We start from the raw sequence: 13,866 nt of genomic DNA on the forward strand, positions 1-13,866 counted from the left end.
TAATCTTTGAGAAGGAATGAGGCATGGAAACAGCAGCAGCAATGACGGACGGTCACCATTCCGTAAAATGGTATCAGCACCTCTATGTGCAGGTTCTGGCTGCAATCACATGCGGCATATTGCTTGGCCATTTTTATCCTCATCTTGGCGAGCAGATGAAGCCGCTCGGCGATGCGTTCATCAAATGCATCAAGATGATCATCGCCCCCATCATCTTCTTCACGGTTGTGCACGGTATTGCCAGCATGCGCGACATGAAGAAGGTTGGACGCGTTGGTTTGAAGGCATTGATCTATTTCGAAGTGCTGACGACGGCTGCGCTGATAATCGGACTTATCGTTATCAATCTGTGGAAGCCCGGCGCCGGCATGAACGTCGACCTGTCGACCGTCGACACAAAATCGATCGCGGCCTTCACCGCAAAAGCGAAGGAGCAGGGCACGGTCCAGTTCCTGATGGACATTATTCCGTCGACGGTCGTCGGCGCTTTTGCCCAAGGTGAAATCTTGCAGGTGTTGTTCTTTGCAATCCTGTTTGCATTTGGTTTGCAAGCTCTCGGTCAGCACGGTGAGGGCGTGCTGCGGCTGATTGATGTCGTGAGCCACGTGTTCTTCAGGATCGTAGGCTACATCATGAAAGTCGCGCCGATCGGTGCGTTCGGCGCAATGGCGTTCACGATCGGCAAGTATGGCGTGGCGACGCTGGTTTCGCTGGCCAACTTCATGCTGGCGTTTTACGTCACGTGCTTGTTGTTCGTCTTCGCCGTGCTCGGCGCCGTTGCTGCCCTTAGCGGCTTTTCGATCTTCAAGTTCATCCGTTACATCAAGGAAGAACTTTTGATCGTGCTCGGCACTTCGTCGTCGGAATCAGTGCTGCCGCGCATGATCGCCAAGACTGAAAATCTTGGCTGCGAAAAGTCGGTCGTCGGTCTGGTCATTCCTACCGGCTACTCGTTCAACCTCGATGGCACCTGTATTTACCTGACAATGGCCGCGATCTTTCTGGCGCAGGCGACCAACACGCCCCTGACGATCTGGCAAGAGCTCGGCATCATTGGCGTTCTGCTTCTGACATCCAAGGGCGCCGCCGGCGTCACGGGATCCGGCTTCATCGTTCTGGCCGCAACACTTGCATCCGTCGGGACGATTCCGGTCGCGAGCATCGCCTTGATCCTTGGCATTGACCGCTTCATGTCGGAGGCGCGCGCGCTCACCAACCTCATCGGAAATGGCGTTGCGACAGTCGTCGTCGCCAAATGGGAAGGGGCGCTCGATGAAAAAATGCTTCATCGGCGTCTGAACCAGGAGAGCGATGTCGAAGCTGATGATCCGGAGTCAGTGAAGATTGCGGATGACGAGATCGAGGCGGGCGCGCCCCGTCCAGTCATTGCTTGACGTTGAAAACCGAAGTGCAGGGAACGCTGAACGAGGAGTTGATCATGACTGAAGTGGTAATTGTGTCTGCCGCGCGAACGCCGGTTGGCTCCTTCAACGGAGCGTTTGGGTCGCTGTCTGCCCACGAACTCGGGGCCGTGGCGATCAAGGGAGCGCTCGAACGTGCCAAGGTCTCGCCGGCAGAAGTCGATGAAGTGATCCTCGGCCAGGTGCTGGCCGGCGGCGAGGGACAGAATCCCGCTCGGCAGGCCGCCATGGCGGCCGGCATTCCGCAGGAGAAGACCGCGTGGGGCATGAACCAGCTTTGCGGTTCGGGCCTGCGCTCGGTCGCGCTCGGCTTGCAGCAGATTGCCAACGGCGATGCCAAGGTCATCGTCGCCGGCGGCATGGAGTCGATGTCGATGGCGCCGCATCTGTCGCACATGCGGGGCGGCACCAAGATGGGCGACGTCAAGTTCGTCGACTCCATGCTGAAGGACGGCTTGATGGATGCATTCCACGGCTATCACATGGGAGTGACGGCCGAGAATATTGCCACCAAGTGGCAGATATCTCGTGAGGAGCAGGACGCGTTCGCCACCAGCTCGCAGAACAAGGCCGAAGATGCGCAGAAGGCCGGTAGGTTCAAGGACGAGATCGTTTCCGTCACTGTCAAAACCAGAAAGGGCGACGTCGTCGTCGACCAGGATGAGTATATCCGCGCGGGCACAACGCTCGACGCGCTCGCGAAGCTGAAGCCCGCCTTCAACAAGGAAGGCTCGGTGACCGCGGGCAATGCGTCCGGTTTGAACGACGGTGCGGCTGCGCTGGTGCTGATGAGCGCTGACGAAGCCAAAAAGCGCGGGCTCACGCCGCTGGCAAAGATTGTCTCCTGGGCGACGGCTGGCGTCGATCCAGCGGTGATGGGGTCGGGGCCAATCCCGGCTTCGCGCAAGGCGCTTGAGAAGGCCGGCTGGAAAGTCAGGGATCTCGATCTCGTCGAGGCCAACGAGGCCTTCGCGGCGCAGGCAATCGCCGTCAACAAGGACATGGGCTGGGATCCCGCGATCGTGAATGTGAACGGCGGCGCCATCGCCATCGGCCATCCGATCGGTGCGTCCGGCGCACGCGTTCTGACGACGCTTCTGTTCGAGATGCAGAAGCGTGATGCGAAGAAGGGCCTTGCGACGCTGTGCATCGGCGGCGGCATGGGTGTCGCCCTGACAGTCGAGCGCTAGGCCGGCAGCCGTTTTACGGGCTCCAAACAAAGCAAACGCGGATGGCACCAGCCGTCCGGGGAGGACCGAGGCTCGCAAGAGCCGGCGAATACAACACGAACCGATTAGGATCAGGAGGGAACGATGTCCAGGGTTGCGGTGGTTACCGGCGGTACGCGCGGCATAGGTGAGGCAATCTCGGTTGGGCTCAAGGCGGCCGGCTACAAGGTGGCTGCGAGCTATGCCGGCAATGACGAGGCGGCGGCGAAGTTCAAGAAGGAGACCGGCATCAACGTCTACAAATGGGACGTGTCGAGCTACGACGCCTGCGTCGCAGGATTGAAGCAGGTCGAAGCCGAACTGGGGCCGGTGGAGGTGCTGGTCAATAACGCGGGTATTACCAAGGACGGCATGTTTCACAAGATGACACCGGAGCAGTGGTACGGCGTCATCAACACCAACCTGAATTCGCTGTTCAACATGACGCGGCCGGTGTGGGAAGGCATGCGCGAGCGCAAGTTCGGCCGTGTGATCTGCATCTCCTCGATCAACGGTCAGAAAGGCCAGATGGGCCAGGTCAATTATTCTGCCGCCAAGGCGGGAGACATCGGCTTCGTGAAAGCGCTGGCACAGGAGGGGGCTCGCGCCGGCATCACCGTCAACACGATCTGCCCGGGCTATATCGCGACCGAGATGGTCAAGGCGATCAACCCGGACGTCGTGGCCAAGAACATCCTGCCGCAGATCCCGGTCGGTCGTTTGGGCGAACCGCACGAGATCGCGCGAGCCGTCGTGTTCCTGGCATCTGATGATGCCGGCTTCATCACGGGCTCGACGATTTCAGCCAATGGCGGCCAGCACATGAACTGAGCCCCGCCATGTCGATCCAGCCACGAGGCGACCTTACGACACGGACGCTGGCCATGCCCGCGGATGCAAATCCGAGCGGCGATATCTTCGGCGGCTGGGTACTTTCCCAGATGGACATCGCCGGCGGCATCCATGCCGGTCAACGCGCGCAACGGCGCGTTGCGACGGTGGCGATCGAGGCGATGCATTTCATCAAGCCGGTGCATGTCGGGGATGTCTTGTGCGTCTACGCGGCGTCCGAGCGTGTCGGGCGTACCTCGGTGGCGATCCGCCTCGAGGCCTGGGCGCTGCTCCGACGGCTCGGCGATCGCGTCAAGGTGACCGAAGGCATCTTCACGTTCGTCGCACTGGATGCCGAGGGGCGGCCGGCACCGATCGCCTCCGCTCGACAGGTGGAAGCATCGCAATTTCAAACCCCAGACCGCAGCAGCGATCAATGAAGGAGAGAGAAATGTCCGACAACAGATCGAAGCCAAACGACCTTGATTGGGGGCTCGCCGAGTTCGACTTCGCCAAGCTCATCGAATCCTGTCGCATCAGCGGCATCGACATGATGCCGTCGATGGACATGGAGAAGAAGTGCATCGACGCTCTCGTCGAGGTCAATCGCTCGGCATACGACAGTTGGCGAAATCTGATGGCGCGACAAGCCGAGGTGTTCCAGGAGACCATGAAGGCTATCGCTGTCGAGGTGAACGACGAATCTGTTGCGGGACGACGCGCTGAAATCGCCAGGCAAGGGTTCGAAAAAGCGATCGCCAACATGCGCCAGCTCGTCGAGGCGTCGACGGAGTCGCAGAAACAAACGATCGAAATATTGCGCCGGCGTTTCGAGGACGGAATGGCGAGCATGCGCACACGTGACGGAAGTGCCTGAGGCCTCCCGACCGCACAAGAGTAGGAGAGGGGCGGTTGCATCCGCCTCCCAAACAAAGAAGTAAAATCGGGGAATACGATGAACCAGGATCTGAGGGAAGCCGCACTCGAATATCACCGCCTGCCGAGGCCGGGAAAGATTTCCGTGGTGCCGACCACGGCCATGGCGACGCAACGCGATCTGTCGCTGGCCTATTCGCCGGGCGTGGCGGAGCCTTGCCTGGTCATCGCCAAGGACCCGTTGCAGGCCGATGAGCTGACCGCACGCAGCAATCTCGTGGCTGTCGTCACCAACGGCACCGCCGTGCTTGGTCTCGGCAATATCGGCGCGCTGGCCGGCAAGCCGGTGATGGAAGGCAAGGCGTGCCTGTTCAAGAAGTTCGCCGGAATCGACGTATTCGACATCGAACTTGCCGAAGAGGATCCTGACGCCCTGATCGAGACCATCGCCAGGATGGAGCCGACCTTCGGCGGCATCAACCTGGAGGACATCAAGGCGCCGGAATGCTTCTACATCGAGCAGAAGCTCCGCACCCGAATGAAGATTCCGGTGTTTCACGACGACCAGCACGGCACCGCGATTATCGCCGCCGCGGCAATCCTGAACGGCCTGAAGCTGGTCAAGAAGGACATTGCCGAGGTCAAGCTGGTCTGCTCCGGCGCCGGCGCAGCGGCGCTGGCCTGTCTTGATCTCATTGTCAGCCTTGGCCTGCGGCACGACCGTATCATCGTGACCGACGCAAAAGGCGTCGTCTATGCGGGCCGCACCGAGGGTATGGACGACAACAAGGCGCGCTATGCGGTGAAAACGGATGCGCGAAAGCTGGACGAGATCATTCAGGACGCGGATATCTTCCTCGGCTTGTCGGCCGGCAATGTGCTGACGCCCGACATGGTCAAGAAGATGGCGCGAGATCCCCTGATCTTCGCCATGGCCAACCCGATCCCGGAGATCATGCCCGAAGAAGCGCTGGCGGTTCGTCCGGATGCGATCATCGGCACGGGGCGTTCGGACTACCCCAACCAGATCAATAACGTGCTGTGTTTTCCGTTCATCTTCCGGGGTGCGCTCGACTGCGGAGCGACAACGATCAACGAGGAAATGAAGCTTGCCACCGTCCGTGCGCTGGCGGATCTGGCCATGACGGAAGTGCCCGAGGTGGTGGCCGCTGCGTATAAGGGGGAGAAGCTTCGATTCGGCCGCGACTATCTCATTCCAAAGCCGCTCGACCCGCGGCTCATCGAGGTCGTCGCGCCGGCAGTGGCCAAGGCTGCGGCCAACAGCGGAGTCGCCAAGCGTCCGATCGCTGACATGGAAGCCTATCGCCAGCGGCTCAGCCGTTTCGTCTATCAGTCCGGCAACGCGATGCAGCCGGTCTTCTCGGTGGCGAAGGGAAGCGGCAAGTCGCTGCTTCTGGCGGAGGGCGAGGACGAGCGCGTGCTGCGCGCTGCCCAGGTGGTCGTTGACGAGAGGATCGCGCGGCCCTTGCTGGTTGGCCGGCCGTCAACGATCGAGGAGCGGATCAAGTCGTTCGATCTCCGGCTGAGGCCGGGCATGGACTGTGACATCATCGATCCGCATGATGCGGAGATCTACTCCAAATGCGCGGAAGTGTACCACGCGCGCAGAAAGCGCGACGGCGTATCGGCTGGTCTCGCTCTCTCGGAGACCCGAAGCAATGCGACCGTGCTCGCCTCGCTCCTTCTTGCAAGGGGAGTTGGCGATGCGATGTTGTGCGGTGTCATCGGCAGGACATCCGACCATCTGACCGCCATCCGCAATGTGATCGGCACCCGCGATGATGCGCGGACCCTTGCCGTGATGCAGATGCTCATTCTGCAACAGCATCAGCTTTTCATTTGTGACACTCATTGCCACCTTAATCCGACCGCCGAGCAGGTCGCCGACATCGCCTTGCTGGCGGCGGCGGAGGTCAGGCGGTTTGGCATTACGCCGAGGGTGGCGTTGTTGTCGCATTCGAGCTTCGGCAGCTCGGCTGCGCCGGAAGCGAACAAGATGCGGGAGGCGCGGACAATCATTCGCGAGCGATCGCCCGATTTAGTCTTAGAGGGCGAGATGCGCGGAGACGCGGCGCTTTCGCCGTCCGTGCTCCACCACGAGTTTCCGGATTCTGGTTTCGAGGGACCTGCGAACGTGCTGGTGATGCCCAATCTCGACGCCGCCAATATCTCCTACAATCTGCTCAGGATGGCGGCGGGCCAGGGGCTGACGGTTGGCGGCATCCTGCTCGGAGCAGCAAAGCCGGCCCACATTCTCACGCCATCGTCCACTGTGCGGCGGATCGTGAACATGGCGGCTGTCGCGGTCGCAGACGCAGTCTCCGATCGAGCCTGATCGGGAGGCGCATTTGGGCGGGTAGTGAACTCGATCGGTCGAGGCCATCATGGGTAAGCCGCGTTTGGGAAAGCCCCGGATCGTCATCGTCGGCGGCGGAGCCGGCGGACTGGAGCTTGCGACCCGCCTGGGGGACAAATACGGGCGCAAGGGCAAGCTCGATATCACGCTGATCGAACGCAACCGCACGCATGTGTGGAAGCCAAAGCTGCACGAGATTGCCGCCGGCAGCATGGACATCTCCGCCCACGAGGTCGACTACCTCGCGCAGTCCTACTGGCACGGCTTCCGCTACCGTATCGGCGACATGATCGGGATCGATCGCGACCGCCGTCAGGTGCAGGTGGCGCCGTATTTTGACACCGAAGGTCGCGAAGTTACACCGAAGCGGACCTTTGATTATGACGTGCTGGTCGTCGCCGTCGGCAGCCAGAACAACGACTTTGGCACGCCCGGCGTCGCGGACCACGCGATCAAGCTTGAATCGCAGGCGGACGCGAGGCGGTTCCACGAACGAATGGTCAATGCCTGCATCCGCGCGCATGCCCAATCGTCGCCCTTGGGTGCGCACCAGCTGAAGGTCGCGATCATCGGGGCCGGTGCGACGGGCGTCGAACTTGCGGCCGAGCTCCACAGAACGACGCGTGAAGTGGTGGCGTATGGCCTTGATCAGGTCGATCCTCAGAAGGACATCAGGATCACGCTGATCGAAGCCGCCGACCGGGTGCTTCCCGCACTGCCCGAGCGGGTGTCGAAAGAGACGGAGAAGCTGCTCGGCAGGCTAGGCGTCGATCTGCTGCTCGGCGCCAAGGTTTCCGAGATCGGCTCCGACCGTGTGAACCTGACGGACGGCCGGACGATCCCCGCCGAATTGATCGTCTGGGCTGCAGGAGTGAAGGCGCCCGATTTCCTGAAAGATATCGCCGGCCTCGAAACCAACCGCATCAATCAGCTCGTCGTTCGGCCAACGCTGCAAACGACGCACGACGACGGCATCTTTGCAATCGGCGACTGCGCTGCCTGCTCATGGGGCGAGCGCGGCAACGTGCCGCCGCGCGCGCAGGCGGCCCACCAGCAGGCCTCGCATCTTTATTCCCAGATTCCGCGCTATCTGCAAGGCGAGCCGATCAAGGACTACAAGTATAGAGACTTCGGCTCTCTGGTGTCGCTCGGCGAATTCAGCACCGTCGGTTCGATGATGGGAGCGCTGGTGGGCGGCAACCTGGTGTTCGCGGGCATCTTCGCAAGGATGATGTACCTGTCTCTCTACAAGATGCACGAACACGCGCTGCACGGTTCGGTGAAGGTTGCGCTCGACACGCTGGCACGCCTGATCACCCGGCGCACCGAGCCGCATGTGAAGCTTCATTGATATCGGGTCGCGGGGAGGGATGCCGTGCCGGTCGATGCAAGCTTGAGTGATGCGAAGGTGCTGCGCCGAACCCGGAGGGGATGCTGATGGACGTTGTGTTTCTTGCGCGCATCCAGTTCGCCGCCAATATCACGTTCCACATTCTGTTCCCCTCGATTTCGATCGCGTTGGGGTGGGTTCTGCTGTTTTTTCGCCTGAAGCACCTGCGCGCGACCGATCCGCAGCAGAAGCTGGATTGGCTGCGTGCCTACCGGCTTTGGACAAAAGTATTCGCCCTGACGTTTGCGCTCGGGGTCGTCAGCGGCGTCACCATGAGTTTTCAGTTCGGCACCAACTGGCCGGGCTACATGGAGCGCGTCGGGAATATCGCCGGCCCATTGCTCGGCTATGAAGTGCTGACCGCATTCTTTCTGGAAGCGGGTTTTCTCGGCGTGATGCTGTTCGGCCACCGCCGCGTCGGCGAGATGGTTCACCTCGGATCGACCTTTCTGGTCGCCCTCGGTACGCTGCTGAGCGCGTTCTGGATCCTTGCCCTAAATTCCTGGATGCAGACGCCGGCGGGATACGAAATCATCGATGGCCAGTTTCACGCCAGGAACTGGCTGGAAATCATCTTCAATCCGTCCTTCCCGTATCGCCTGGTCCACATGGTGCTTGCGTCCGCGCTGACCTGCGCGTTCCTGCTCATCGGGATCAGCGGCTGGCAACTTCTGAAGGGCATCGCGACGGAGAGCGCATCACGCGTGCTGCGGACCGGGCTCGTTTTCGCTGCCCTGGCCACGCCCGCACAGATGGTGGCCGGCGACCTTCATGGGCTCAATACACTTAAATATCAGCCGCAGAAGATCGCAGCGATGGAAGGTGTCTGGGAAACAACGCGGGGAGCGCCGCTTCTCCTGTTCGCGATCCCGGACGACGTAACGAGATCAAATCGTTTCGAGCTGGCCATACCAAAACTCGCGAGCCTGATCCTCCGGCACGACGCTGACGGCGAAGTCAAGGGACTGAACGAGTTTCCATCGGCCCATCCGCCGGTCTTTCCGGTGTTCTGGTGCTTCCGGATCATGGTGGGGATCGGCATCCTGATGCTGCTGGTGAGCTGGATCGGCCTGTGGAGACATTGGCGAGATGGCTGGGATTTTGGCCGGATGCCGCGGCCCATGCTCAAGTTGTTCGCCGTGATGACCTTTGCCGGCTGGGTCGCGACCATTGCCGGATGGTACGTCACGGAGATCGGACGCCAACCCTTCATCGTTTCCGGCCTCATTCGAACGAGCGACGTCGCCTCGCGTGTCCCGTCGTCGAGCATTGCCCTGACGCTCGGTATCTATATTGCGCTCTATGTCGCCTTGCTCGTCGCCTATGTCGGCGTTCTGAAATACATGGCGGAGACGGCGGACAAACCGAAGGGCGTGATCGGTTCGGAGGACCTCGCTGGCGGCCCGCGCCAGTATCAGCGCGAGGGAGAGTTCGCATGACCTCGATGTCTTTCGACGAACTGCTTCCGCTGATCTTCATCGGGCTGATGGGCGTCTCGCTGCTCGTCTACGTCGTGAGCGACGGATACGACCTTGGGGTCGGCATGTTGATGCATCGAGCGACGCCTGACGAGCGAGATACCATGATCGCCTCCATCGGCCCGTTCTGGGACGCCAATGAAACCTGGCTGGTGCTCGGCGTCGGCCTTCTTTTGGTTGCCTTTCCGAAGGCGCATGGGCTGGTGCTGTCGGAACTGTATCTGCCGACCGCGCTCATGCTGGTTGGCCTGATCCTGCGCGGCGCCGCCTTTGATTTCAGGGTCAAGGCAAAGGCCGACCGCAAGGCGATGTGGGACCGCCTGTTCATCGCGGGCTCAATGCTTGCGTCGGTGTGTCAGGGCTGGATGCTTGGCCGGTACATCAGCGGCTTCGGCGAGGGCTGGAATTATCCGATCTTTGCCGGTGCAATCGCGGTGGCGCTGCCGATGGCCTACGCGCTGCTCGGTGCCACATGGCTGGTGATGAAGACAGATGGGCAGCTCCAGGACAAGGCGATCCAATGGAGCAAGATCGCCTGGCCGCCCATGGTGCTGGGTCTGATCCTGATTTCGATGGCAACACCGTGGATCAGCGAGACCGTTCGCGTCAGGTGGTTCACCCTGCCGGCGATGATTGCGGTGGCGTCGATCCCGATCACGACGGGCATTGCGCTGCTGACGGTGCGCCTCCTGCTCGGGTCGCCGGCCGTGCGCGGTAGCCTGTGCTGGCTACCCTTCGCATTGCTGGTGTTCGTCTTCTTCCTGAGTTTCCTCGGCCTCAGCTACAGCATCTATCCCTTCGTGGTGATCGACAGGCTTACCGTCTGGCAGGCCGCCAGCAGCCCCGACTCGCTCAAGATCATCCTGGTCGGGGTTTGTGTCACGCTGCCGGTCATCATCGCCTACACCGGATTTTCCTATCGCGTATTCCGGGGCAAAACCATAGAGTTGGACTATGCCTGAGTGGTCGTCTGTTGTAGCCGACACTCCCCGGATTTGTTTGGTTCACAGCATGACGGACCTTCCATCCCTGGTGGACGTCAAGGGGAAGCCCGAAGTCAGGTCGGCGACACCCAAGTCCACGCGTTGGCTTGTTCGCGGAACAGCCGCCCTCGCGCTGGTCGTGGCCGCTTCGTGGGTCGGATATGCAGTGTCTTTCCAGCGTGGACTGGACCATTTGCACTCTGCCGCTCAGCAGCGGCTGGCCATGGAAGCAGCCAGGCTCGACGGTCATCTCTCAAGATTTGAATATTTGCCGTCATTGCTGGAGACGTCTCCGAGCGTCTTCCAATTGCTCGGCACTCCCCAAGATGCCGCGCTGCAGCAATCGGTCAGCCTGTACTTGAAATCGATCAACCTGCTTGCAGGAGCCGACAACCTTTACGTTTTAGGTGTTTCGGGCGACGCCTTGGCGGCGGCCGATTTCGAGCAGCCAGGCACGCCGGTTGGCCGAAACCTTTCGTACCGCCCATATGTGAGCGAAGCTCTCGCCAGCGGCCGAGGGGCGTTCTTCGGTATCGGTATTACAAGCGCGCGCGCCGGCTATTATCTTTCTTATGCCCTAAAGGATGGCGGGGCGACCCGCGGGGTCGCCACAGTCAAGGTCAATCTGGATTCGTTCGAGCGTGAGTGGCGCAATGCTGAAGGCGACATTCTTCTGCTCGACGAGCGTCAGGTCCCTATACTCGCCTCCCGTGACGAGTGGCGCTATCGGCCAATGGCGCCGCTGTCGGTTCAGATGCGTGATGACATTTCTCGATCCAAACCTTACGGCAACCACGACCTGACGCCGTTCGGATGGACCGTGGTCGCGCAATCCAAAGGCGGCGCGCATGTCACGACCGAGAGCGGAACCGCTTATGCGGTCAGCGAGCTTCCAACTAACCGAGGTCTCTGGAAGCTCGTCCTTCTCGACGACGAGGCGCCGATACGGCAGACCGCGCTGGTCATCGGTGCGATGTCGGGCCTCGCCTCCATGGTTGCGTTGCTGGCAACTGGGCTCGTGCTGCAACGCCGGAGAGAGATCAGGCAACGCCTGGCCAATCAGGCTGCGTTGCAGGCCGCGCACGACATGCTTGAGACCAGGGTGCTGGAGAGAACCGCCGAACTGCGGGCTGCACAGGATGAACTTGTCCATGCCGGCAAGCTGGCTGCGCTCGGCCAGATGTCCGCCGGCATCGTGCATGAATTGAACCAGCCATTGGCGGCCCTGCAGACTGCCGCTGACAACGCGATCTCGTACGTCGACCGCGGTTCCATCGGCGATGCCCGTGGCAATCTCACCCGGATTGGCGAATTGGTGCGTCGGCTCGGGCGCTTGACCAGCCAGCTGCGGATCTTCGCCTACAAGTCGAGCAGCCCGCTCGATACGGTCTCCGTCGAACATGCGCTGGCTGAATGTCTCAAGATACTGGCCGGGCGTGTCAAAGAGGGAGGAGTCGATGTTGTGACGGACATCGAGGCGAATCTCTGCGTGCTCGCCGATCAGGCGCGACTTGAGCAACTGTTGTGCAACATCGTGGCGAATGCGCTGGACGCGGTGGAGAGCGTAGACCAGAAGTCCATCCAGATCCGGGCGAGGCGAGAAGACGGACAGCCCGCCCGTTGCCGCATCGCCATCAGCAACAGCGGTCCGGCAATTGCGCCCGATGTTCTCCAGCGCATGTTCGAGCCCTTTGTGACGACCAAGCCTGCAGGAAAAGGGCTCGGCCTTGGACTGATGCTCTCCAACCACATCGCGCGCTCTTTCGGCGGCGAATTGCGCGCGCGAAACCTCGGGCCATCCGGAGCCGAATTCATTGTGATCCTTCCACTAGCCGACGTAGCAGGGGCTTCGCATGGGCGATGACCAATCAATCGGCGTGATCTACGTCGAGGACGATGACGATGTCCGGATCGGCGGCGTTCAAGCCCTCGAGCTTGCGGGATTTTCGGTTTCGGGCTTTGTCTCAGTCGAAGCCGCCGATGGAGCTCTGCGCTCCGAAATGCCGTTCGTCGTGGTCTGCGACGTGCGCCTACGCGGCAAGAGCGGACTTGAGTGGCTATCGGATCTGCGCCGGCTGGATCAGGATTTGCCGGTGATCCTGATCACCGGGCACGGCGACATTTCGATGGCCGTACAGGCGATGCGTAACGGCGCCTACGACTTCATCGAGAAGCCATGCTCTTCCGAACAACTAGTTTCTGTTGTGCGTAGGGCAGTCGAAAAGAGACGGCTGACCCTCGAAGTCCGTTCGCTGAGATCCGCCTTGGCGGATCGCCAGGGCATCGAGGCAAGCCTGCTGGGCCGATCGCCGCAGATCCAGGAAGTGCGCAGGCTGGTCTCCACGCTGGCTTCGACCAATGTTGACGTCACGATCTATGGCGAGACCGGAACCGGCAAGGATGTCGTCGCGCGCTGCCTGCACAATCACAGCGCGCGACGGAGCGGACACTACGTCCCGGTTAACTGCGGGGGGCTGCCCGAGTCGCTGGTCGAGAGCGAGCTGTTCGGCCACGAGGTAGGCGCATTCACCGGCGCTACGCGTCAGAGGATCGGAAAGATCGAATACGCGAATGGCGGAACGCTGTTCCTCGACGAAATCGAAAGCATGCCGCTGAGCGTGCAGGTGAAGCTGTTAAGATCGCTGCAGGATCGATCTATCGAGCGCGTCGGCTCGAACAAGCCGATCGCCGTGGATTGCCGCGTGGTAGCGGCGAGCAAGGTGAACCTGCTCGAGTTGAGCGACAAGAAGGTTTTTCGCGCCGACCTCTACTACCGCCTGGGCGTCGCCTTTATCGAGCTGCCGCCGCTTCGGGAGCGGCGCGAGGATATTCCGTTGCTGTTCGAGCATTTCACGCTGGATGCCGCCCGAAGGTTCGAGCGTGACGCGCCGATTTTGGACGACAAGACCATGTCCGCGCTGTTGGCCTATTCGTGGCCGGGAAACGTGCGGGAGCTTCGCAACGTCGCCGATCGGTTTGTGCTTGGCGTTCTCGATAGCAAGGCGATCAACAAATCCGGCTTTGGCACATCGGATGTGTCGTTGCCTCGACAGTTGGAGAACATCGAGCGATCTATCATCGAGGACGGGCTGCGGCGCAAGCAGGGCGACGTCCAGGCAACTGCGGCTCTCCTGGGCATCCCAAAGCAGACATTGTACGACAAGATCAAGCGTCTTTCGGTGAATGTTGATGGTATCCGCGAGGGCTCAATCATTCGCTCTGGACCCTGACGATGATGAGTCAGCCAGGCGCGCCATCCCGATGGGCTTGCCGGCCGATGTCACGCGATCGCTCCGACATGC

At 61.0% G+C, this 13,866-nt stretch carries 11 protein-coding genes; all 11 read left to right on the plus strand.

Annotated features, from left to right (window positions below; genetic code table 11):
• Positions 1-23 precede the first annotated feature (23 nt).
• Positions 24-1,394 carry a dicarboxylate/amino acid:cation symporter gene (locus V1290_RS32635; RefSeq protein ID WP_334368153.1) on the plus strand — a complete coding sequence of 457 codons (1,371 nt, stop codon included), beginning with the start codon at positions 24-26 and terminating at the stop codon, positions 1,392-1,394.
• 44 nt (positions 1,395-1,438) lie between these two features.
• Positions 1,439-2,611 carry an acetyl-CoA C-acetyltransferase gene (locus V1290_RS32640; RefSeq protein ID WP_334368154.1) on the plus strand — a complete coding sequence of 391 codons (1,173 nt, stop codon included), beginning with the start codon at positions 1,439-1,441 and terminating at the stop codon, positions 2,609-2,611.
• A 123-nt stretch (positions 2,612-2,734) separates the two neighbouring features.
• Complete coding sequence (phbB, locus tag V1290_RS32645; RefSeq protein ID WP_334368155.1) at positions 2,735-3,460, plus strand: acetoacetyl-CoA reductase; 726 nt, start codon at positions 2,735-2,737, stop codon at positions 3,458-3,460.
• 53 nt (positions 3,461-3,513) lie between these two features.
• The gene (locus V1290_RS32650) at positions 3,514-3,900 is read left to right on the plus strand and encodes an acyl-CoA thioesterase (RefSeq protein WP_334368156.1); all 387 of its coding nucleotides are present in this window, start codon (positions 3,514-3,516) and stop codon (positions 3,898-3,900) included.
• An 11-nt stretch (positions 3,901-3,911) separates the two neighbouring features.
• Entirely contained in the window at positions 3,912-4,337 is a 426-nt protein-coding gene (gene phaP / locus V1290_RS32655) for a TIGR01841 family phasin (protein ID WP_334368157.1), read from the plus strand.
• 78 nt (positions 4,338-4,415) lie between these two features.
• Positions 4,416-6,692 carry an NADP-dependent malic enzyme gene (locus tag V1290_RS32660; RefSeq protein WP_334368158.1) on the plus strand — a complete coding sequence of 759 codons (2,277 nt, stop codon included), beginning with the start codon at positions 4,416-4,418 and terminating at the stop codon, positions 6,690-6,692.
• A 49-nt stretch (positions 6,693-6,741) separates the two neighbouring features.
• A complete protein-coding gene (locus tag V1290_RS32665; protein WP_334368159.1) occupies positions 6,742-8,064 on the plus strand; it encodes an NAD(P)/FAD-dependent oxidoreductase in 1,323 nt (440 codons plus the stop codon).
• A gap of 86 nt (positions 8,065-8,150) precedes the next feature.
• A complete protein-coding gene (locus V1290_RS32670) occupies positions 8,151-9,542 on the plus strand; it encodes a cytochrome ubiquinol oxidase subunit I (RefSeq protein WP_334368160.1) in 1,392 nt (463 codons plus the stop codon).
• Between the two features lie 5 nt (positions 9,543-9,547).
• Positions 9,548-10,543 carry a cytochrome d ubiquinol oxidase subunit II gene (locus V1290_RS32675; RefSeq protein WP_334369252.1) on the plus strand — a complete coding sequence of 332 codons (996 nt, stop codon included), beginning with the start codon at positions 9,548-9,550 and terminating at the stop codon, positions 10,541-10,543.
• A 49-nt stretch (positions 10,544-10,592) separates the two neighbouring features.
• On the plus strand, positions 10,593-12,428 hold the full coding sequence (locus V1290_RS32680) for a sensor histidine kinase (RefSeq protein ID WP_334368161.1): 1,836 nt from the start codon (positions 10,593-10,595) through the stop codon (positions 12,426-12,428).
• The gene (locus tag V1290_RS32685) at positions 12,418-13,794 is read left to right on the plus strand and encodes a sigma-54-dependent transcriptional regulator (RefSeq protein ID WP_334368162.1); all 1,377 of its coding nucleotides are present in this window, start codon (positions 12,418-12,420) and stop codon (positions 13,792-13,794) included. Before V1290_RS32680 ends, V1290_RS32685 begins: the two co-directional genes overlap by 11 nt.
• Positions 13,795-13,866 lie beyond the last annotated feature (72 nt).

The organism is Bradyrhizobium sp. AZCC 1578, assembly GCF_036924675.1.
GTDB lineage: Bacteria > Pseudomonadota > Alphaproteobacteria > Rhizobiales > Xanthobacteraceae > Bradyrhizobium.